The organism is Defluviimonas sp. SAOS-178_SWC, assembly GCF_039830135.1.
GTDB lineage: Bacteria > Pseudomonadota > Alphaproteobacteria > Rhodobacterales > Rhodobacteraceae > Albidovulum.
This window is the reverse complement of the sequence record NZ_CP156081.1, coordinates 2,411,561-2,430,626: the sequence shown is the minus strand read 5'-3', so window position 1 is coordinate 2,430,626 and position 19,066 is coordinate 2,411,561. Positions and strand designations below refer to the sequence as shown.

Genomic DNA, 19,066 nt, shown 5'->3' with positions numbered 1-19,066 from the left:
CCGCGGAAAATGCGGGAGGCCACGCCGCGCTTCGCGGCCTCCCCAGTCTATCATCCACGCGCCGGCAGGCATGCCAGCACGTCGCCGACCGTCTGGGTCGGCTCGATGGGCCCCGACGGGTTCGCCGTCCTCCCCATCGCCACACTCGATCCGCCCCACAGTGCGGCGTCTCCTGTGGTCCCCGCGCTTGTCGGGTCCGGGTCCCCATCGTCTTCAGCCAATCGTTCGATCGGTGCCCTCGCCATCGGAGTCCGTGAGCGAACGGAACTCGCCGAGATATTCGCCGCGGTGCTGCCCCAACCAAGACACCACTTTCGGATTGGCGAGCAGTTTCCGGATATAGCCGCGAGCTACCGTCAGGTGCAGCGTGTCGACGCCATAGGTCTCTTCGAAGGATTTCACTTGGGTCTGCAGGCTCGCCAGTTCGCGCTCCATCTTCGCCATCTGTTCGGTCGAAACCTGACCATCTCTCTTCGGCGGCTTTCGGCGCGGAACAGCAAGGGCCGCGTCCGGCGTCGCCGCCAGAAGCGCCTTGGCGAACTGAACAGAGTAGTTGTTCTGGCCCGCCATGAGCTCGGCCGCTTCCACCTGCCGGATCGGGCCCATGCGTCGCAGAATGTCGAATACCGCCATGGGTGCGGACGTGTCTTTCAGCACCTCTACGGCTTCGGGACAAATCCCGTTCAGGAGCCGCGTTCTCCGAAAGATCGTTTCAATATTGAGTCCGAGCGCCTCGGCGATTGCTGCTTCTGGCACACCACGTGCAATCGCGCGCTTGATCATGCTGTGCTCCTGCACCGCTGCCAGCCGGTTGATCCGTTTGTTGTAGGTGTAGGTTTCGTCATCGGTAGAGACGAGGCACTCGACACGCTGGATGCCGAGGTCTTTCAGGGCCTCGATCCGCATGTGGCCGTCGAGCAGGAAAAACTTCGCTGCGTCATCAAGGTTGCGCGCCACGACTGGCGCCTCGACCAGTCCGATCGCCTTAATCGAGCCTCGGATCTGCGCGTATTTCTTGCTCTCCTTGGCGCCCGGGCGCAGCACCTTCAGCGGAACAAGCTGTTCGATTGCGAGGTCGATGGTGTCAGGTTCGAAGGCAAGTTTGACGGCATGCGTGCCGCGGCGATCAGCGCTCATCGGACTGGCTCCGGCATCAGACGGTCGGCGAGAGCTCTGGGCATGTCGATGAGGCCTTCATCGCGGAGAAGCTCTGGAAACTCCCCCTGAGAAAGCAGATCCCGTAGGGCTTCGACGATGAAGATCAGCCGGGCCTGGGTAACGTCGGACTTCCGGACCAGGATGCGCTGCTTATCGGCCTCTCGCTGGTAGAGTCTCATCAGATCGGCCTGGGTGAGCTTGCGGCTCCCACCTCGCCGACCCAAGCCACTATCCGGCACAGTCTTCTTCTGCGAGAGCCGCTGGTCCAGCAGACGGCGGATCTTGCCGAGCTTCTTGCCTTTGATCTGACCAGCCTCATAGGCGTCCATCAGGAGAGTCTGCACGTCGTCGCCTTTCGCTCGGGCGATGTCGACGGCGAGGCTGACAGGGATGAGGCCGGTTTCGACCGCCGCCACAAGCCGTTCCTCGCCGCGCTCGAGGAGGGTGACGATCATGTTCACCCAGCTCTGTGTGCAGCCGATCTTTTCGGCGATGTCGACATCGGTGTAGCCACGCTGGTGAAGGTTGCCGATCTCGAGCATCAGATCGATCGGACGATGCTGGCGCCTTGCGATGTTCTCCACCAGGCTCATCACCATGCAGTCCGCTTCCTCCGCCTCAATGACGACGGCCGGAATCTTCTCCTGCCCAAGCAGTCGAAAGGCTTCCAGCCGGCCCTCGCCGCAAACCAGGTCGTAGCGCTCGGGGTCGTCAGGGTGTCTGCGAACGGTCACCGGTCGCTTGAGCCCGACGGCATCGATGTTGTCCACGATTTCCCTGTGCAGCCGCTTGTTGCGGGCTCGAGGATTTAGAACCTCGATCCGATCGATCGGGATCATTCGAAGATGCTGGGGACGGGGCTGATCGGTCATGCTACCTCCCTGAGAGGTTTGCGCTCTGCGAGCGCGTAGAGCGGATCGAGGCTGTCAAAACGATAACCGTCGAGGGCGAGGCCATTGTCCTCGGCAAGACGAAGTCTGCCGGTGCCAATGTCGAGGAGAGGAAAGAGGAAGTAGTCGAAAGGTTTCCGGTTGAGTTCGTCCATCCGGATGACAACGGAGATGTCCGGTACGAGCCCTGTATCGAACCGCACACGCCAGCGCAGCGAGCCGGCCTGGGTGCGGGTGCAGCGGACAATAAGCAACGACAGGGAAAACTCGCCATTGACGGTCACGAGATCGGTCGTCGCATCTCGCGTGGCGGCACCGCCTGCAGCGGAGATCCCACTTAGAACTTCATCGATGACTTCGGGATGGAGCCGGCGGAGTTCGCGGTTGATCTCGATGTAGCGATAGTCGCGCCGCGGCCGGAAACCGACGAGACGATAGGCCCTGAGAAGGCTGCCGAACCGATGGCTGTAGGCGCTGCTCGATGGAGTTTCGTCGGCCTCGTCGATGATAAGGCCCGACAAAGCCCCCTGATGTTCCAGCAACGCTTGCAGCGCGGCGAGCATCTCCTCGTCGGACATGCGGGCAGAGCGTGCCGCGATGATCTTGTTGGCGGCTTCGTAGAGCGTCGGATCGACGATTGCCGGAAAGCTGTTGGGCGCTCGAATCCATGTCTCGGGGTCGTTGCGGACGCGCTTCTTCTTGAGCTTGAACGACACCCGGTTCCAGACATTTGTGCCGATGTACTTCTCGTTGATCAGCAGCTGATGGACGGATCCCCGTGTCCAGGGCCGACCGAGGTCCGTCAGGATGCCTCGGTCATTTAGCCCATCGGCGATCTGTGCTTCGTTTTGACCTCCTGAAACAAAGGAACGGTAGACCTCACGGACGACGGCAACTTCTTCCTCGGGTCCCGGCACGAGCACGACGCGATCGGTCTGAAGGCTCTTATGCTCACCTTGGGTGAGCGTTGCCTTGGGAACCCCGTGCTGATCGATGAGTAGGCGGCGTAAACCGAACCCGGCGGGACCACCCTGACGAAAGCCTTTTTCAATCAGGCGGCATTGCCCGGTGAAAACCTTGCTGGAGAGCTCTCTGCTGTATTCGCCGGCCATGGCACGCTTGAAGCCCTTGAACATCGTGGCCATAGGGCTGCCGTCGTTTTCGAATTGTTCGGCGCAATAGTGCACGTCGATCCCGGCGCGCCGGCAGATATATTCGTAGTAGGCACTCTCGTCGGCGTCCTGGAAGCGGCCCCAACGGCTGATGTCGTAGACAAGGATGACGTCGAAATCTGCGTTTCCCGAAGTTACGGTCTCGATCAACCGTTTCAGGGCGTCCCGGCCTTCGATCCGCAGCCCGCTCTTTCCTTCATCGGCGTAAGTGCGGACGATCTCCATGCCGCGCCGTGCGGCGTAGGCTTGGATTGCCGCCGTCTGGTTTTCGGTCGAGTAGCGCTGGTGATCGGTAGACATACGCACGTACTCGGCCGCCCGAACAAGGGACGGGCCATCGCGTGCTTTGTCTGGGAACTCGGGATTCACCACCGGGCTCGGCCTCCATCTGCGCCAGAACAAAAACATCCAACGCCGGTGCCGCAGAGGCCCGGGTAAGGTCGTTCGTCATTCTATGAGTCCCCTTCACGATACCAGATTCTGTCGCGTCCGAGGCCGCTCAAATGACACCGGGAGTCTGCATCGGCTGGAACCTGCCATTGAGACATTGGCCGTGACCAGGTTCGTAAGCGTCCATTTCTGACACTTCGCGGCGTCAGTTCGAACTGGGCTGCCAGTTCCAGGGCAAGAGATCATCGACACGGCTGATCGGATGGCCGTCGGTCATGCGCTGCAGGACATCGGTGATCCAGGCCTGCGGTTCGACATTGTTGAGTTTGGCGGTGGTGATCAGCGTGGTGATTGTGGCCCATCTGTCGGCACCGCCGTCGGAGCCGGCAAAGAGAGCATTCTTGCGGCCGAGCGTGACGGGGCGGATGGCACGCTCGACCGTATTGGTGTCAAGGTCGATCCGACCATCGTCGAGGAAGCGGCAGAGCGACGGCCAGCGGGCGAGCGCATAGCGGATGGCCTCTGCAAGACCACTGCGCTGTGGCAGGCGTGGCAGCTGCAGTTCCAGCCAGGGCTTCAGATCATCAACGATCGGGCGCGCACGGTGGTCACGCACGGCCTGCCGGCCCGCGGCGGATCCGCCCCTGATCTCCGCCTCGATCGCATAGAGCGCCGCGATCCGGCGCAGGACCTCCTGCGCAATGGGCGATCCGGTGGCCTGATGCACCTCCCAGAACTTCCGCCGCGCATGCGCCCAGCAGGCAGCCAGCACGATGTCGCGCCGTGCGGCCAGCGGTTCGAAGCCGGGATAGCCGTCGACTTGGAGAATGCCGCTGAAGTGCTCCAGATGCGCCGCCGGCCGCTCGGCCCGCCGATCCGGACTGTAACGATAGAGAACCGCTGGCGGATCGTTCCCGCCCCAGGGGCGGTCGTCCCTTGCATAGACCCAGAGCCGCCCGGTGCGGGTGCGGCCGCGCCCGGGGTCGAGTACCGGCAGCACGGTATCATCGGCAAAGACCCGTTCCGCCGCCATCACGTGATCGGCGATCCGATCCCGGATCGGGGCAAGCCACCAGGCGGCGCCCGCCACCCAGTTCGCCAGCGTCGAGCGGTTCAGCGTGACCCCCTGGCGGGCGAAGATCTGGCTCTGCCGGTAGAGCGGCAGGTGATCACAGTATTTGCCGATCAGGACATGTGACAGGAGTGCCGGTGTTGCCAGTCCCTTCGCGATCGGCCGCTCCGGCGCCGGGGCCTGATGGATCGTCCCGCAGGTCCGGCAACCGTATTTGGGCCGGCGGATCCGCACGACCCGCAACTGCGCCGGCACATGGTCCAGCATTTCGCTGACCGTCTCGCCGATCAGGTGCAGGGCCCCGCCGCAGCAGGGACAGACCTCCGCATCCACATCGGCGACACGGTCTTCACGCGGCAGATGGTCCGACAGGCTGAGACGTTGATCCTTGCCACGTGCAGCTGTGCCCGGACGGCGTTCATTGCGATCCGCGGCCTCTTCCAGCTCCACCAGATCGGCGGCCACGTCCTCGAGCCCGAGTTGCAGCTGATCGGGATCGAGGCGCTCCGATCGGCGGCCGAACTGCATCCGCTGCAGCGTCTTCAGAATGCCTCTCAGCCGCGCGATCTCGGCCTCCGCCTCGGCCCGCGCGCTGTCCCGCTCGCGCACCAGATCGCCGATCAGCGCGTGCAGCGCTTCCACGTCGTCCGGCAGGCTGGCAAGGTCGATGGACATGGTCGATTGTACCATGCCGCAGGCTCATCCCGCGCCGCTATCACCGCCCTGAGTCAATGCGCCGCAGGTCTTTCAGCCCGCCGCCGCCGGTCGCCAGCGCTGGTCCGGCGCCCGCCAGTCGATCCCTTCCAGAAGATGCGAGAGCTGCTCTGATGTCAGAGAAAGCGTCCGTCCCGGCTCGATATTGGCCGGCCAGACGAAGACACCATGCTCCAGCCTCTTGGTGAACAGACACAGGCCGGTGCCGTCCCAGAACACGATCTTGATGAGACTGGCATTGCGCCCCCGGAACACGAAGAGATGCCCGGTGAACGGATCCTGATGCAGCACTTCCTGAACGAGCACGGCCAGACCGTCCATCCCCTTCCGCATATCGGTGTAGCCAAACGCCAGGTGCACTTTGACGCCGGCAGGCAGCAAGGTCATGGCGCCATCTCCCCATCGGCGATCTCGACATCCACGAACCGCACCGCCTCTTCCTGCCGCCAGCGGCAAAGCACGCGCCGGGCGATGCCGTAGCGGCGCGCCACTTCGGAGACGCTGGCACCGGGTCGGGCCGCTTCGGCCAGGATGCGAGCGCGCTGCACATCGCTGAAACGCCGGCGGTGACCGTCACGCAGAGGCGGCACGGCCGGCACCTCGGGCACCTCCGAACTGGGATAAGTCATGTGACCTGCGGTGTGACCAAGAGTGTGACTCTGGTTGTGACCTAGGGTGTGACTTGCGCCGCCGCGCCGCCAGAGCAACTTGCGCACCGGCACCTCAGGTTCGGCCATGAACTTCGCCCGCCAGTTCCCGAACGCCTTCAGCGACAGGCACTGCACCTCGCAATATTCCCGCTGATTCAGGTCACCGCGCTTCCAGGCCTCGTGATGCGCCCGCCAGAACGCTTCGCCATACCGCGCCCGGCGGCACCCGTCCTCCGACATCTCGATCTCCTCTCGCTTCAACACCGTGAAGCCAAGAAAATCGGAAATCTGCCAACAACGACAAGTGTGTGGCGAATGGACGCTTACCCAGGTTCCCTGCTCGATCTGAAAATTACCGTGTTCAGCTCGAAAAAGTTCCCTGTTCTTTTCAGCAGGGAAACTCCCAATAACTCATTGAATACTCGCGGGGATTTTCGCCGAGATCGGCGTTAGATTGGCAAAAACATCGGAAATACCCTGTTATTTTCCCTGTTTGCAGGGAATTTTGCAGAGACGGGATAGCTCCAGACTGGCTCCTCCGCCAGCAACCCCTTGTTATCGATAAATATTTCTGTAGAGCACGGTTTTCCCCGCAATTCCCGTGGGTTTGCGCGCAGGGATTTCGCGTGAGACGCGCCCTTGCCGCCGATCCGGGCGCATTCCCAGCCGCCGTCTCAGTCGCCCCCTGGAGGCGGTGGGGTTTGCCTGTTTTTCCCTGTTCCGGGCCGATTTACAGGGAATTTCCACGACTCCAGCTCATTTTTTCTGATCGCGCCCAAGATTCATGGAGGTATTCCAATGGCTTGCGCAAAAATTCCCTACGCAACGGAACAGGGAATTTTTCCGCCCGAACAGGGAACGATTGTAAGCGTCCATTCGCCACACACTTGTCGTTGTTGGCAGATTTCCGATTTTCTTGGCTTCACGGTGTTGAAGCGAGAGGAGATCGAGATGTCGGAGGACGGGTGCCGCCGGGCGCGGTATGCCGCCGGCCGTTGCGCTGCGTATGCGTCGGTGTCAGCGGGTCGCCCGTCTCGTCGCGGACCTTGCCAAGAAGTGACGCGGCAGGGTTCACGCCAGCACGGGCTACCGTCCCTTGTCCTTGCGATGCACCCGCAGTCACCCCCCGCCGCCGGCCGCTTGCGGCCTGCAGCGCCACCTGCACGGAGTTCCACGTCGTCTCGTCCACGATCGCCGGATGCGTTCCCGGGTAGGTCTTGTCCCGGTGCCGGGTGAGGCCGCGATAGACCGGGTTGGTCAGGATCTTGTGGATTTGCCCCCGGCTGAAGGAACCGCCGCCGCTCTCCCGCCCTGTCGAGAAGTGATGCAGCTTCGATCGCAGCCGCTCGGAGGCCGCTGGAGATGACCTTCCAGCCCTCGGCCTTCTGACTCGCGACATAGGCCGCACAGGCCTCGTGCTGGGCATCGAGCGAGTTGAACTCCTGCTCGAGCCCCTCGTCGGAGGATTTCCGGGTGTAGATCGCGCAACGGACCACCGGACGCGTCATGACTGGCCTGCCTTCTGCCCGAGGCCGAAGAACCGCGGGCCCGACCAATGCGCCCCGGTGATTGCCCGGGCGATGGCCGAGAGCGACCGATGCGTCGTCCCGCGCCATAGGTAACCCTCCGAGGTAACCTCCACGACATTGGTGATGCCGTTCCACTCGCGCAGGAGCCGGCCGCCCGGCTTGAGCCGCGGGGCGGTGGAATGCGCGGGCTTGCCCGCGCGCGCCGCGCGGGCGAGGTCCGCCAGCACCGACTTCGGCAATCCGCCCCGCTCCCGCGCCTGCAGTTCGAAGGCGAGAAAGCGGAGAAGCAGGGGTCGGCTGATCTTCTTCGGCGCCGGGCTGCCGAAGAGCTGGCTCCAGGCCGCAAGAAGCGCGGCCCGGTCCAGCGTCTCGAGATCGGCAAGCCGGATCATTCGGCCGACGGGGGCAGGGCGATGATCTGGTAAAAACAGCAATGGCGATCAGCGGGAGGGCGCCCCATGACGCGGCTCGATCCAGCGCTCGAGCGGCAGGTGGTCGATGCCATCTGCCGCCAGGACTTCCTCCCCTTCCTCTGGCGCGCCTTTGGCACCTTGCACGCGGGACGGACCGAAGGCTTCGTTGCGAACTGGCATATCGAAGCGATGTGCCATGAGCTCGACCGGCTGCGACGCGGCGAGAACCTGCGGCTCGTGATCAACGTGCCGCCGCGGCACCTGAAGTCGATCACCGTCTCGGTCGCCTTCGTGGCCTTCCTGCTCGGGCATAACCCTGCGGCGAAGGTGATCGCGGCCAGCTATGGTCTCGATCTTGGCCGCAAGCACTCCGAGGATTGCCGCCGCATCATGGAGGCCGACTGGTACCGGCGCGTCTTCCCGGGAACGCGCCTCGCGCAACGCGGCAATACGAACGACGAGATCCGCACGACCAGGGGAGGCAGCCGCAAGGCTGTCTCCCTTGGTGGCGCGGTGACAGGCCATGGCGCGGACTACATCATCATCGACGACCTGCTGAAGGCCTCCGATGCCACATCAGAGACCGAGTTGCAGAATGCCCGCGACTACATCCAGTCCTCGCTCCTGTCGCGTCTCGACGACCCGGCCAAGGGCCGCGTGGTGATGATCGCGCAGCGCCTGCACGAGCGGGACCCGGCGGGCTTCCTGCTCGAGAGCGGAACCTACCATCACCTGAACCTGCGCGCGATCGCCGAGACCGACGAGGCCGTCCCGATCGGGCGCGGACGGGTGCATCACCGGAAAACGGGCGAGGCCCTCTTCCCCGCCAAGATGGACCTCGAGACGCTCGCGCGCATGCGCCGCGAAATGGGGTCGGTTGTCTTCAACTGCCAGTACCAGCAGAACCCGACGGCGGCGGATGGCTCGCCATTGCGGTGGGAGTGGTTCGGCAGCTACGAGAAGGCGCCATCTCGGTCGGCCTTCGAGATGCTGGTCCAGAGTTGGGATACGGCGAGTTCGGCCGATCCGAATGCAGCCTTCTCGGTCTGCACGACCTGGGGCTTCCGAGAGCGGAAGTGGTGGCTTCTCGACGTCTTCCGTGCCCGGCTCGAGTATCCCGAACTCAAGCGCAAGTGCCTCGCAATGGCCGAAGACTGGGCGGCTGATCTCGTTCTGATCGAGAAGGCCTCCTCGGGCGTGCCGCTCCTGCAGGACTGCCGCCTGGTTCACCGCGGCCGTTTCCAGGCGAGCACGCCAGAGACTGACAAGGAGCGGCGCTTCCGTGCCGCCTGCGCGCCGGTCTCGGAGGGGCTCGTCCTGCTACCGCTAGAGGCGCCGTGGTTGCCGTCGTTCCGGCAGGAACTCCTCGCCTTCCCACGTGGCGCCTTCAAGGACCAGGTCGACAGCTTCTCGCAGATGATGAACTGGGCGACCAGCGGCCGGTTCTACGCAAAGCTCTCAGTTGACCATCCGATCATCGCCGAGCGACGAGCGATCAGAAGTAACCGGCCAAGGCCAGAGGGACGGTATCGCGGGTGACGGGAGCCGTCCACAAATGACAGCACCGTTGCGAGGGCTCGCCGCGGCGGAACTCATCCGGCCGACTGGATGTTGGGGATAGCATTTTATAAAAAATTTGACTTGCAAGTATTTTTATTGGCCTAGTGGGTTTGTAAGCCTTGGATTCGATGTGCCGCCATGACCGATCTCTCCGACCAACGCGTCCTCATAACCGCCGGGGCAGCCGGCATTGGCCGGTCCATGGCTGAAGCCTTCGACCGCGCCGGTGCGCGGGTCTGGGTGACCGATGTCGATGCCGCGGCGATCGCATCCTGTCCCGACACCTGGCGCGCCAGCGTCGTGGACGCCTCGGACGAGGGTGCGATGCGGAACCTGTTTCAGGATGTCGGCGACAGGTGGGGCGGCCTTGATACGGTCTGCGCCAATGCAGGCATTTCCGGCCCCACTGCCGGGGTGCAGGATATTTCGCTAGAAGACTGGCGCCGTTGCGTCTCGGTCAACCTCGAGGGCGCCTTTCTCGCCAGCAAGTATGCTGTTCCTTACATGCGGGCGCAGAAGGGTGGCAGCATCCTGATCACATCGTCGACGGCCGGGCTTGGCGCCCTTCCCAGGCGGGCACCTTACGTCTCGGCCAAATGGGCGGTCCTTGGCCTGATGAAAACCCTCGCTATGGAGCTTGGGCCGTTCGGAGCGAGGGCGAACGCGATCTGCCCGGGTTCGGTCGATGGGCCGCGCATGGACGGTGTCATCCGCCGCGAGGCGGAGGCGCGGGGGATCGCTGACGGCGAGGTTCGCCAATCCTACACCGCCTGCGTCGCGATGCGCAGCTTTATCCAGCCGCAGGACGTCGCCGAAATGGCGGTCTTCCTCGCCTCGCCTCAGGCCCGCTTCGTATCGGGCCAGGTCATCGCCGTCGATGGCTACACCGTCAACATGGACTCCTGACGCCGGATTTTGGCGGTTACAGGAGCAAACCGGAGAAAGACCATGAACCAGTTCACGATGCCGTCACGCTTCTATACCGACGCCGCCTATTTCGACGTCGAGAAGGGGCAGATCTTCCACAAGACCTGGCAGGATGTCGGCCATATCAGCAGCCTGGCGAAGCCGGGCGATTTCCTGACCGTCAGGATTGCGGACGAGAATATTCTCATCACCCGCGACGAGGAGGGCACGCTTCACGGTTTCTACAACGTCTGCCGCCACCGCGCCCATCCGGTCGCATCCGGTTGCGGCAACAAGCGGCTCTTTGTCTGCCCCTACCACGCGTGGTCATATCGTCTGAACGGCAAGTTGCAGGCGGCGCCCAACAGCGAGAACGTCGGTGGGTTCTGCAAGAGCGACATCGCCCTGACCGAAGTGCGGCTGGAAACGCTGGCCGGGTTCATCTTCGTCAATCTCGACAAGGACGCGAAATCGCTGAACGAGACCTATCCCGGCGTCGAGGAGGCCGTTCTCAAGGCCTGTCCGAACCTGCCGGAAATGGAGCTGGCCTTCGAGGACAGGTTCGAACACCGCTGCAACTGGGAGGTCTCGCTCGAGAACTTCAACGAATGCTATCACTGCGCCGTCGTGCACAAGTTCCTGACGACCCAGCTTTACGCGGCCGAGACGTACAGGGCCGATATCAGCGGAAACGTGGTCAAGCATTTCCTCGCGCGGATCCGCGACCGCGAAACGCATGGCGACCTGCATTGCTGGTATCTGTGGCCGAACGTCGCGATCGAGCTTTTCCCGATGCACCGCTCAGTGTCGCTTCGCCACATTTCCGCCGACGGGCCGGTAAGCACGACCTACAGCTACTCCTGGTTCATTGACCCGAACCTGTCAGAGGAGGCGAAGGCCGAGGTCAACAGCCTGTGCAAGCAGTATGTCGAGACGACGGCCAACGAAGACGCCGAGATCGTCGAGGCGGTGCAGGTGGGGCTGAATAGCAAGGCTTACGACACTGGACCGCTCATGATCTCCGAAGAAATCACGCCCTCGAGCGAACATGCGATCGCGCATTTCCAGGCGCTGCATCGAGATGCGATCGCTCCGGCACTGGCTGAGGCGGAGCAGGTGCCAGCCTAACGCACTGGGGTGACTGCCAAGGCGCTGCTCCCCGAACGAGACGGTCGACGGCGCCCTTCATGGGGCGCCGCGCTGCACTGAGCTTGAGAATTTTGGAAATCGTTGAATGTCCATCGTCTGGTCCATGATTGCGAAGCGTCTGGCTCTCGGCCTGCTGACGCTGTTCGTGATTTCGGTGATCATTTTTGGGGCGACGGAGCTGTTGCCCGGGGATCTTGCCAAGAACATCCTCGGGCAGTCGGCGACGCCGGAGACGGTCGCCGCGTTCCGCCGGGAGCTGGGGCTCGATCTGCCGGCGCATACGCGCTACATCAACTGGCTTCTCGGCGCGCTCCAGGGCGATTTCGGCACGTCGCTTGCCAACAAGCGTCCCATCGCCGACCTGATCGCCACGCGGCTCGGCAACACGCTTTTCCTTGCGCTTTACGCGGCCGCGATCGCGGTGCCGCTGTCGCTGGCGCTCGGTGTTCTCGCCGCGCTCTACCGCAACTCGATCTTCGACCGGGCGGTGAACGCGCTGGCGCTGACGTCGATTTCCTTCCCGGAATTCTTCGTCGCCTATATCCTCATCTTCGTCCTCGCGCAGTCGGGCCTCTTCCCGTCGATGGCGCGGATGGATGCGACCACGACCTTCGCCGAGGCGCTCTACCGCACCTTCCTGCCGGCGCTGACGCTGACGCTCGTGGTCACGGCGCACATGATGCGGATGACGCGGGCGGCGATCATCAACCTTCTCGCCTCGCCCTATATCGAGATGGCGCGGCTGAAGGGGATGAAGCCGATGCGGGTGATCCTGAAACACGCGCTGCCGAACGCGCTGGCGCCGATCATCACCGTCGTGGCGCTGAACCTCGCCTATCTCATCACCGGCGTCGTCGTGGTCGAGGTGGTCTTCGTCTATCCCGGCCTCGGCCAGCTGATGGTGGACAGCGTGGCCAAGCGCGATTTCCCGGTCGTGCAGGCGGTCGCGCTGATCTTCGCGGCGGCCTATGTGCTTCTCAACCTCACCGCGGACGTGCTGTCGACCCTGTCGAACCCGCGTCTCATCCACCGCAAATAGGAAGGGGTGACATGACTATCCTGATCAACCTCTTCTGGATCGCCGTCGCCATTGCCGTCGCCCTCGGGGCGGGCTGGCTTTTCCGCGCCGCCGCCGTCGCGCTGACCAAGGGGCCGACGGCCCGGGCCTTGCGCACGGCGCCGGTCACGGCCGGGTTCGGCATGCTGGTGATCCTCATCTATCTCGTCGTGGCGATCCTCGCGCCCCTCATCGCGCCCTATGGCGAGCGGGAGGTGGTCGGCGCGCAGTTCCTGCCTTGGGATTCCACCCATCTCTTCGGCACCGACAATCTCGGCCGCGACATGTTCACGCGGCTGGTCTACGGCGCGCGCAACACGGTGGGCATCGCCTTCGCCACCACCGCGCTCGCCTTCACCATCGGCTCGATCCTCGGGCTTCTGGCGGCGACGGTCGGCGGCTGGCTCGACCAGGTGCTGAGCCGGGTGGTCGACATCCTGATGGCGATCCCGTCGCTGATCTTCTCGCTTCTGCTGCTCACGATCTTCGGTACCTCCGTCACCACGCTGATCCTCGTCATCGCGACGATCGATTCCACCCGGGTGTTCCGGCTGGCCCGGTCGGTGGCGCTGAATATCGTGGTGATGGACTATATCGAGGCGGCGAAGCTCAGGGGCGAGGGCCTCTGGCGGCTGATCACGCGGGAGATCCTGCCGAACGCGCTGGCGCCACTGGTCGCCGAGTTCGGGCTCAGGTTCTGCTTCGTCTTCCTCGCGATCTCGGCGCTGTCGTTCCTCGGCGTCGGCATCCAGCCGCCCACGGCGGACTGGGGGTCGATGGTGCGCGAGAACGCGGCGCTGATCACCTTCGGTGACGTGACGCCGCTCCTGCCGGCCGGGGCCATCGCGCTTCTGACGGTGGCGGTCAACTTCGTGGTGGACTGGATGCTTCACCGCGCCAGCGGATTGAAGGAATAGGGCCATGAAGGACACGCAAGCGGAAAAGCCCGTCCTCCTGACGATGCGGGACATCCATATCGAGGGCCGGTCCGAGGAGGTCTGGTCGCCGATCATCAAGGGCGTGGACCTGACCTTGCGCAAGGGCGAGGTGCTCGGCCTCATCGGCGAAAGCGGGGCGGGCAAGTCGACGCTCGGCCTCGCGGCGATGGGCTTCACCCGTGACGGCTGCCGGATCTCGGGCGGGACGATCGACTTTGACGGGATCGACCTTCGGGCGGCGACCAGGGACCAGCGGCGCGCGCTTCGCGGCAAACGCATCGCCTATGTCGCGCAGTCGGCGGCGGCGAGCTTCAATCCGGCCCACAAGCTCATCGACCAGTACAGCGAGGCGCCGGTCCAGCACGGCGTGATGGGGCGGTCCGAGGCGGAGCGGGACGCGGTGGAGCTTTACCGCCGGATGCGGCTGCCCAACCCCGAGGAGATCGGCTTTCGCTATCCCCACCAGGTCTCGGGCGGCCAGCTCCAGCGGGCGATGACGGCGATGGCGATGGCCTGCCGGCCGGATCTGATCATCTTCGACGAGCCGACGACGGCGCTCGACGTGACGACCCAGATCGAGGTTCTGTCGGCGATCCGCGACATCGTCGCGCAATTCGATACCGCGGCGATCTACATCACCCATGACCTCGCGGTCGTGGCGCAGATGGCCGACAGGATCAAGGTTCTCCTGCGCGGCGACGAGGTCGAGGAGGCCGATACCCGCACCATGCTGTCGGCCCCGAAAGAGGACTACACCAAGTCGCTCTGGGCGGTCAGAAGCTATGCGCGGCCGGTCCAGCCGCCGGTGACCGACGGCATTCCGGTCGTCTCGGTGCAGAACGTGACGGCGGGATACGGCGCGGCCGACATCCTCAGGAACATCAGCTTCGACATCCACAAGCGCCGCACCGTCGCGGTGGTCGGCGAAAGCGGCTCGGGAAAGTCCACCGCCGCGCGGGTGATCACCGGGCTTCTGCCGCCGCGGCAGGGCAGGGTGCTGTTCGACGGGGCGCCCCTGCCGGCCGATTACCGGCAGCGCAGCCGCGACCAGCTCCGGCAGGCGCAGATGATCTACCAGATGGCCGATACCGCGCTGAACCCCAAGCTTCGCCTGCGCGAGCTGATCGGCCGTCCGGCGCAGATGTATCTCGGCCTGCACGGCAAGGCGCTGACGGAACGGATCCGCGACCTTCTGCGCCTCATCGAGCTCGAGCCGGACAGGTTCATCGACCGCTTGCCGTCCGAGCTGTCCGGCGGGCAGAAACAAAGGATCGGCATCGCGCGGGCGCTTGCGGCCGAGCCGAAGTTCATCATCTGCGACGAGGTGACATCGGCGCTCGACCAGCTTGTGGCCGAGGGCATCCTGAAGCTTCTCGACCGGCTCCAGTCGGAGTTCGACCTCGCCTACATGTTCATCACGCATGATCTCGCCACCGTGCGCTCGATCGCCGACGAGGTGGTGGTGATGCAGAACGGCAAGGTGGTGGAGCAGGGCCCGAAGCTCGAAATGTTCGAGCCGCCCCACGATCCCTACACCGAACTCCTCCTCTCCTCGGTGCCGGAAATGGACCCGGACTGGCTGACGAAATTGCTGAAGGAGAGGGGATCCGACGCCTACTACGGGATTCCCGAAAATTGATTGAAGTGACCCGTTCGAACTGAGTTCACTATGAGGCAGTATGATTGATGGACTCTCCAGTACGAACCCTGATATTGTTGTTTTCGAATGGCTAGGACATCTCAAAAACGAAGCCATTTGCAGATACAGCGATAGTGTAGGGCCAGAGCATGAACCAATCACTTAGAGACGAACTCAAGGCTCGGAAGCAGGCGTTCGTTCAAGATGAAATCACGAGTGCGGCCGCCGATCTTTTCGCCTCCGGCGGATATCGTACCGTCACGATCGACGATATAGCAGCGCAACTCGGCTACACGAAATCGGTGGTCTATTATTACTTCAAGGACAAGAACGAGGTTCTGTGGACGATCTTCAACCAGATCCACGATTCCTGGGCCCACGATATGGACGACATCCTCGCCAGCGACGTCGATGCGGCAAGCATGCTGTGGCAGATGATCCGCAAGCACGCGCTGAACGTGCTGGAACGGACCGCGTGGTCCGCCATCTACTTCCGCGAACAGGGCAATCTGAATGACGATCAGAAAGCCATCGTCGAGAAGCGCAGCAAGGTCTTCAACGACAACTTCCGCAAGGTCTATCGCCGCGGGGTCGAGGAAGGCCAGTTCAAGGACATCCCGACACCACTCATCATCGGCGGCATCATCGGCATGTGCAACTGGACGCATGACTGGTACAAGAAGGACGGCGGGCTGAAGGCCGAGCAGATTGCCGAGCATTTCGCCGATATCCTGCTGAACGGCTGCAAGGTCTGACGGAAAAGGTATGCCTGCGGCGTTACGCCAGCGATCGCGCGGGATCTAGCCCAAGCGCGAAAACGTCAGCGGTCTTGTCAGCACACTTCCCACCCGTTCGGGCACGGGCCATGTGCGTTGATCGTCGAATAGAGCGGCAATTTTCCCCTGCATTTCCGTCGAGGCGGGAGCAGCCGTCTTGTATGCGACGTGAATAGCCAGATGCTCCCCTGTCGCAAGCAACTTGTCGTCATCATCGAACAGACGGTGGAACAGATGAACGCGTTTCTCATCGTAGCCGAGAACTTCGGTCGTGGTATAGATCGACGTTCCAACACGGCATTCGGAGAGATGCCGCAATTGGGTCGCCAGCGTGTAGTAGGCTCCTATATCGGCGTTTTCGGGATCGACACCGATATCGCAATAGAACACGTCGGACGTGTCTCCAAAAACGTGGAGATACCGGAATTCAGTCATGTGGCCATTGTAATCGATCCAATCTTCGGGAACCGTACCGCGCCACAGGGTGACCGCTGTCTCAGCCATGGACACGTCACGCCCAACCGGCGACGGAGAGATCCTTTTCCAGGTCCCTCGTTTCAATCGCGTAATGCGCGTTCTCATCGGCTACGATCCGGTTGATTGCACCTGTCCGCAATTCTTCCGAGACATGCGCGATCAGTCCGGGGAACGTGGACAGAAGCGCGAGGCCTTCCATTTCTGCGGGCGTGAACCCCATTTGCGCCATGATCCCGGCCAGCATCCCGACGTCGTTCATGACCAGATCGGGCTTGTTTGCCGCCTTGCGGAACGCCACATGAATGGCCCCGTACCAATCGTTGACCTCGCCCCAGACGCCGCATTCCTTGGCGAGGGCCTTGAGCTTTTCCGCGCGCGGATCGACGTTGCGGAACACAGGGTGCCCAAAGCCCGGGACACGTTGCTTCGCCGCCCGCAGGTTGGCGACATAGTCGTCTGCGAAACGCTCCAGCGGCGCACCGCTCGCTTTGTACTCGGCGTATCCATCCTTGATGAAACGCCCGGTGGGCTCGGGCGAGACGGCAAAGTCGCCCGCGCCCAGCACCCCGGCCGCCAGCCCAGCATTCATCCGAGGGTTGACCGAGGCTACGGCGCGGGCGGCAATCGTCCCCGATTTTTGCAAGCCGTAGTCGAGGATGGAAGAGCAGATCACGTCCATCATGCGCGCTTCGCCCGGAGAGGGCAATTTCCCACGCAGGAGCAGGTAGGCGATCGCGGTAAACGGAACCCGCCCGACCAGATCCTGCATCGCGTAACCGCGAATGAAAATGTCGCCCGCCGTGATCGAGCTGACCGATGTCACCCAGAACGATGATGTGCTTTTCATGCCTTGCGATGCCTTTCAGGATCAACGGGCGCGATAGGAACCAGGTCGCTTGGGCAATCCAGTCCGGCGCCAGCCCGCCTTTTGTTCAAGGGTATTCACTGTTGTAGTAGTCGGGAAATTCTTGTGGGTCAATAATAGATACTCACAAGTATTCTTCTTTTCGTCAGGCGCGGCAAAGACTCCGTCTCAAGCTTTCTCGTGATGTCTGAACTTGATCCAGGTCGTTTTGATTTCTCGATAGAAATCCAGCGCCTGCAATGATTTGTCGCGGCCGATACCGGATTGCTTGTAACCGCCGAAAGGGACGGTGATGTCGCTTTCATCGTAGTTGTTGATCCAGACCGTCCCCGCCCGCAGTCGCTTTGACACGGAAAGCGCCGTGTCGAGATCCGAGGTCCAGAGGCCTGCCCCCAGTCCGTAGATCGTATCGTTGGCAATCCGGACGGCGTCGTCGACATCGCGGAAGGTGAGTGTGGCAAGGACGGGCCCGAAAATCTCTTCGCTGGCAAGTCGCATGGACATGTTCACCTGATCGAAGATAGTGGGTTCAAGGAAATGCCCTCCGGTCTCCTGCAACACCTGTGCGCCCCCGCAGATCAGATTTGCCCCGTCGGATTTGCCGTTGTCGATGTGCCGGAGCACGCTCCTCGTGTGTTCTTCCGAGATGAGAGCGCCAAGATTCGTATCGGGGTCGAGGGGGTCGCCCGGTTTCAGGGTGCTGGCGATGGAGATCACCCGTTCGAGGAACTCGGTCTTGATGTCCTCTTGCACCAGAAGCCGCGACCCAGCGCAGCATACTTCGCCCTGGTTGAAGAAGATGCCGAACGCCGCCGCCCGCGCCGCTTCATCGAGATCACGGCAATCGTTCATCACGATGTGGGGGCTTTTTCCGCCGCATTCGAGTGCGACCCGCTTCATGTTCGATTGCGCCGAATAGGACATCAGCAGCTTGCCGACGGCTGTCGAGCCCGTGAAGCTCACGGCATCGACGTCCATGTGCATGCCCAAGGCCTGCCCGGCCTTGGAACCATGGCCCGTCACGACGTTGAACACCCCTTCGGGCACGCCCGCTTCTGCCGCAAGCTCTGCCAGGCGTATGGCGGACAGTGGCGACAGGTCCGCCGGTTTGAGTATGACCGAGTTCCCGGCGGCCAGCGCTGGCGCGACCTTCCAGCATGCCATCAACAGCGGGAAATTCCAGGGAACGATCGCGGCGACGACGCCGATCGGCTCGCGGGTGATTGTCGCGACCACGTTTCCAGCGGTCGGCGCGACATCGTCGTAGATCTTGTCGATTGCTTCTGCATACCACGCCACGGAACTTGCAGCCGCCGGAAGGTCAACCGAGAGGGTATCGGCAATCGGTTTCCCCGCATCCAGCGTTTCGAGCAGCGCCAGTTCGTTACCGTGCTCAGAAATGAGCTCCGCAAGGCGCAGCAGAACACGCTTTCGTTCGGAGGGCGGGCGGCTGGACCATACGCCACGATCAAAGGCGCGCCGTGCAGCGGCGACGGCAAGGTCGACATCTGGGGCATCGCAAGCAGGGACCTCTGCCAGCAGCTTTCCATTCGCGGGGTTATGGGTTGGCATGACCGCCCCTGACCGCGCGGAGACGTGTTGGCCATTAACGAAGGACTGCGCCGATATGGGCAGTTCGCTTGCCAGTTTATGCCAAGTGTCTGTTTCCATGCCTGTTCCCGGTCTCGCAAAGCGTTAAGACAAAGTGGTC

18 protein-coding genes are annotated in these 19,066 nt (G+C 62.9%); 7 read left to right on the top strand and 11 right to left on the bottom strand.

Going from position 1 to position 19,066, the window contains the following annotated elements; genetic code table 11:
- Positions 1 to 213 precede the first annotated feature (213 nt).
- From V5734_RS12695 to V5734_RS12665, 8 genes are all read right to left on the bottom strand, one after another.
- On the bottom strand, positions 214 to 1,137 hold the full coding sequence (locus tag V5734_RS12695) for a plasmid partitioning protein RepB C-terminal domain-containing protein (RefSeq protein ID WP_347310010.1): 924 nt from the start codon (positions 1,135 to 1,137) through the stop codon (positions 214 to 216).
- Positions 1,134 to 2,030: a plasmid partitioning protein RepB C-terminal domain-containing protein gene (locus tag V5734_RS12690; RefSeq protein WP_347310009.1), complete on the bottom strand. Its 897-nt coding sequence runs from the start codon at positions 2,028 to 2,030 to the stop codon at positions 1,134 to 1,136. The genes V5734_RS12695 and V5734_RS12690 overlap by 4 nt, the downstream gene beginning before the upstream one ends.
- On the bottom strand, positions 2,027 to 3,520 hold the full coding sequence (locus V5734_RS12685; RefSeq protein WP_432759685.1) for a recombinase family protein: 1,494 nt from the start codon (positions 3,518 to 3,520) through the stop codon (positions 2,027 to 2,029). The genes V5734_RS12690 and V5734_RS12685 overlap by 4 nt, the downstream gene beginning before the upstream one ends.
- Before the next feature lie 295 nt (positions 3,521 to 3,815).
- The gene (tnpC, locus tag V5734_RS12680; RefSeq protein WP_347313631.1) at positions 3,816 to 5,357 is read right to left on the bottom strand and encodes an IS66 family transposase; all 1,542 of its coding nucleotides are present in this window, start codon (positions 5,355 to 5,357) and stop codon (positions 3,816 to 3,818) included.
- A 72-nt stretch (positions 5,358 to 5,429) separates the two neighbouring features.
- Entirely contained in the window at positions 5,430 to 5,783 is a 354-nt protein-coding gene (gene tnpB, locus V5734_RS12675; RefSeq protein WP_347310007.1) for an IS66 family insertion sequence element accessory protein TnpB, read from the bottom strand.
- The gene (tnpA, locus tag V5734_RS12670; protein ID WP_347310006.1) at positions 5,780 to 6,286 is read right to left on the bottom strand and encodes an IS66 family insertion sequence element accessory protein TnpA; all 507 of its coding nucleotides are present in this window, start codon (positions 6,284 to 6,286) and stop codon (positions 5,780 to 5,782) included. Before tnpA ends, tnpB begins: the two co-directional genes overlap by 4 nt.
- Positions 6,287 to 6,968: 682 nt before the next feature.
- Positions 6,969 to 7,445: a recombinase family protein gene (locus V5734_RS21605; RefSeq protein ID WP_432759625.1), complete on the bottom strand. Its 477-nt coding sequence runs from the start codon at positions 7,443 to 7,445 to the stop codon at positions 6,969 to 6,971.
- Between the two features lie 105 nt (positions 7,446 to 7,550).
- Positions 7,551 to 7,967 (bottom strand): DUF2924 domain-containing protein, encoded by a 417-nt coding sequence (locus V5734_RS12665; protein ID WP_347310005.1) that lies wholly within the window; start codon positions 7,965 to 7,967, stop codon positions 7,551 to 7,553.
- 66 nt (positions 7,968 to 8,033) lie between these two features.
- Between V5734_RS12665 and terL the strand changes: the two genes are divergently transcribed.
- From terL to V5734_RS12630, 7 genes are all read left to right on the top strand, one after another.
- Entirely contained in the window at positions 8,034 to 9,527 is a 1,494-nt protein-coding gene (gene terL / locus V5734_RS12660) for a phage terminase large subunit (protein WP_347310004.1), read from the top strand.
- Between the two features lie 159 nt (positions 9,528 to 9,686).
- Positions 9,687 to 10,454, top strand: coding sequence for an SDR family oxidoreductase (locus V5734_RS12655; protein WP_347310003.1), 768 nt, complete (start codon positions 9,687 to 9,689; stop codon positions 10,452 to 10,454).
- A gap of 42 nt (positions 10,455 to 10,496) precedes the next feature.
- Entirely contained in the window at positions 10,497 to 11,582 is a 1,086-nt protein-coding gene (locus V5734_RS12650; RefSeq protein ID WP_347310002.1) for an aromatic ring-hydroxylating oxygenase subunit alpha, read from the top strand.
- A 106-nt stretch (positions 11,583 to 11,688) separates the two neighbouring features.
- Positions 11,689 to 12,642, top strand: coding sequence for an ABC transporter permease (locus V5734_RS12645; protein ID WP_347310001.1), 954 nt, complete (start codon positions 11,689 to 11,691; stop codon positions 12,640 to 12,642).
- A gap of 11 nt (positions 12,643 to 12,653) precedes the next feature.
- Entirely contained in the window at positions 12,654 to 13,577 is a 924-nt protein-coding gene (locus V5734_RS12640) for an ABC transporter permease (RefSeq protein ID WP_347310000.1), read from the top strand.
- Positions 13,578 to 13,581: 4 nt separating this feature from the next.
- The gene (locus V5734_RS12635; RefSeq protein ID WP_347309999.1) at positions 13,582 to 15,237 is read left to right on the top strand and encodes an ABC transporter ATP-binding protein; all 1,656 of its coding nucleotides are present in this window, start codon (positions 13,582 to 13,584) and stop codon (positions 15,235 to 15,237) included.
- 149 nt (positions 15,238 to 15,386) lie between these two features.
- Entirely contained in the window at positions 15,387 to 15,992 is a 606-nt protein-coding gene (locus V5734_RS12630; protein WP_347309998.1) for a TetR/AcrR family transcriptional regulator, read from the top strand.
- 45 nt (positions 15,993 to 16,037) lie between these two features.
- Here the strand turns inward: V5734_RS12630 and V5734_RS12625 are convergent, their stop codons facing one another.
- From V5734_RS12625 to V5734_RS12615, 3 genes are all read right to left on the bottom strand, one after another.
- Positions 16,038 to 16,517 (bottom strand): thioesterase family protein, encoded by a 480-nt coding sequence (locus tag V5734_RS12625; protein WP_347309997.1) that lies wholly within the window; start codon positions 16,515 to 16,517, stop codon positions 16,038 to 16,040.
- A 7-nt stretch (positions 16,518 to 16,524) separates the two neighbouring features.
- Positions 16,525 to 17,337 carry a citryl-CoA lyase gene (locus tag V5734_RS12620; protein WP_347309996.1) on the bottom strand — a complete coding sequence of 271 codons (813 nt, stop codon included), beginning with the start codon at positions 17,335 to 17,337 and terminating at the stop codon, positions 16,525 to 16,527.
- Between the two features lie 186 nt (positions 17,338 to 17,523).
- Positions 17,524 to 19,026: an aldehyde dehydrogenase gene (locus V5734_RS12615; RefSeq protein ID WP_347309995.1), complete on the bottom strand. Its 1,503-nt coding sequence runs from the start codon at positions 19,024 to 19,026 to the stop codon at positions 17,524 to 17,526.
- Positions 19,027 to 19,066 lie beyond the last annotated feature (40 nt).

Excerpts from the sequence above, each read along its gene's own strand:
- terL (WP_347310004.1), top strand. The coding sequence starts at position 8,034 with ATGACGCGGCTCGATCCAGCGCTCGAGCGGCAGGTGGTCGATGCCATC.
- V5734_RS12640 (WP_347310000.1), top strand. The coding sequence starts at position 12,654 with ATGACTATCCTGATCAACCTCTTCTGGATCGCCGTCGCCATTGCCGTC.
- V5734_RS12625 (WP_347309997.1), bottom strand. The coding sequence starts at position 16,517 with ATGGCTGAGACAGCGGTCACCCTGTGGCGCGGTACGGTTCCCGAAGAT.
- tnpC (WP_347313631.1), bottom strand. The coding sequence starts at position 5,357 with ATGTCCATCGACCTTGCCAGCCTGCCGGACGACGTGGAAGCGCTGCAC.
- V5734_RS12685 (WP_432759685.1), bottom strand. The coding sequence starts at position 3,520 with ATGTCTACCGATCACCAGCGCTACTCGACCGAAAACCAGACGGCGGCA.
- V5734_RS12690 (WP_347310009.1), bottom strand. The coding sequence starts at position 2,030 with ATGACCGATCAGCCCCGTCCCCAGCATCTTCGAATGATCCCGATCGAT.
- V5734_RS12655 (WP_347310003.1), top strand. The coding sequence starts at position 9,687 with ATGACCGATCTCTCCGACCAACGCGTCCTCATAACCGCCGGGGCAGCC.
- V5734_RS21605 (WP_432759625.1), bottom strand. The coding sequence starts at position 7,445 with ATGTCGCGAGTCAGAAGGCCGAGGGCTGGAAGGTCATCTCCAGCGGCC.
- V5734_RS12650 (WP_347310002.1), top strand. The coding sequence starts at position 10,497 with ATGAACCAGTTCACGATGCCGTCACGCTTCTATACCGACGCCGCCTAT.
- V5734_RS12620 (WP_347309996.1), bottom strand. The coding sequence starts at position 17,337 with ATGAAAAGCACATCATCGTTCTGGGTGACATCGGTCAGCTCGATCACG.
- V5734_RS12615 (WP_347309995.1), bottom strand. The coding sequence starts at position 19,026 with ATGGAAACAGACACTTGGCATAAACTGGCAAGCGAACTGCCCATATCG.
- V5734_RS12665 (WP_347310005.1), bottom strand. The coding sequence starts at position 7,967 with ATGATCCGGCTTGCCGATCTCGAGACGCTGGACCGGGCCGCGCTTCTT.
- tnpA (WP_347310006.1), bottom strand. The coding sequence starts at position 6,286 with ATGTCGGAGGACGGGTGCCGCCGGGCGCGGTATGGCGAAGCGTTCTGG.
- V5734_RS12635 (WP_347309999.1), top strand. The coding sequence starts at position 13,582 with ATGAAGGACACGCAAGCGGAAAAGCCCGTCCTCCTGACGATGCGGGAC.
- tnpB (WP_347310007.1), bottom strand. The coding sequence starts at position 5,783 with ATGACCTTGCTGCCTGCCGGCGTCAAAGTGCACCTGGCGTTTGGCTAC.
- V5734_RS12645 (WP_347310001.1), top strand. The coding sequence starts at position 11,689 with ATGTCCATCGTCTGGTCCATGATTGCGAAGCGTCTGGCTCTCGGCCTG.
- V5734_RS12695 (WP_347310010.1), bottom strand. The coding sequence starts at position 1,137 with ATGAGCGCTGATCGCCGCGGCACGCATGCCGTCAAACTTGCCTTCGAA.
- V5734_RS12630 (WP_347309998.1), top strand. The coding sequence starts at position 15,387 with ATGAACCAATCACTTAGAGACGAACTCAAGGCTCGGAAGCAGGCGTTC.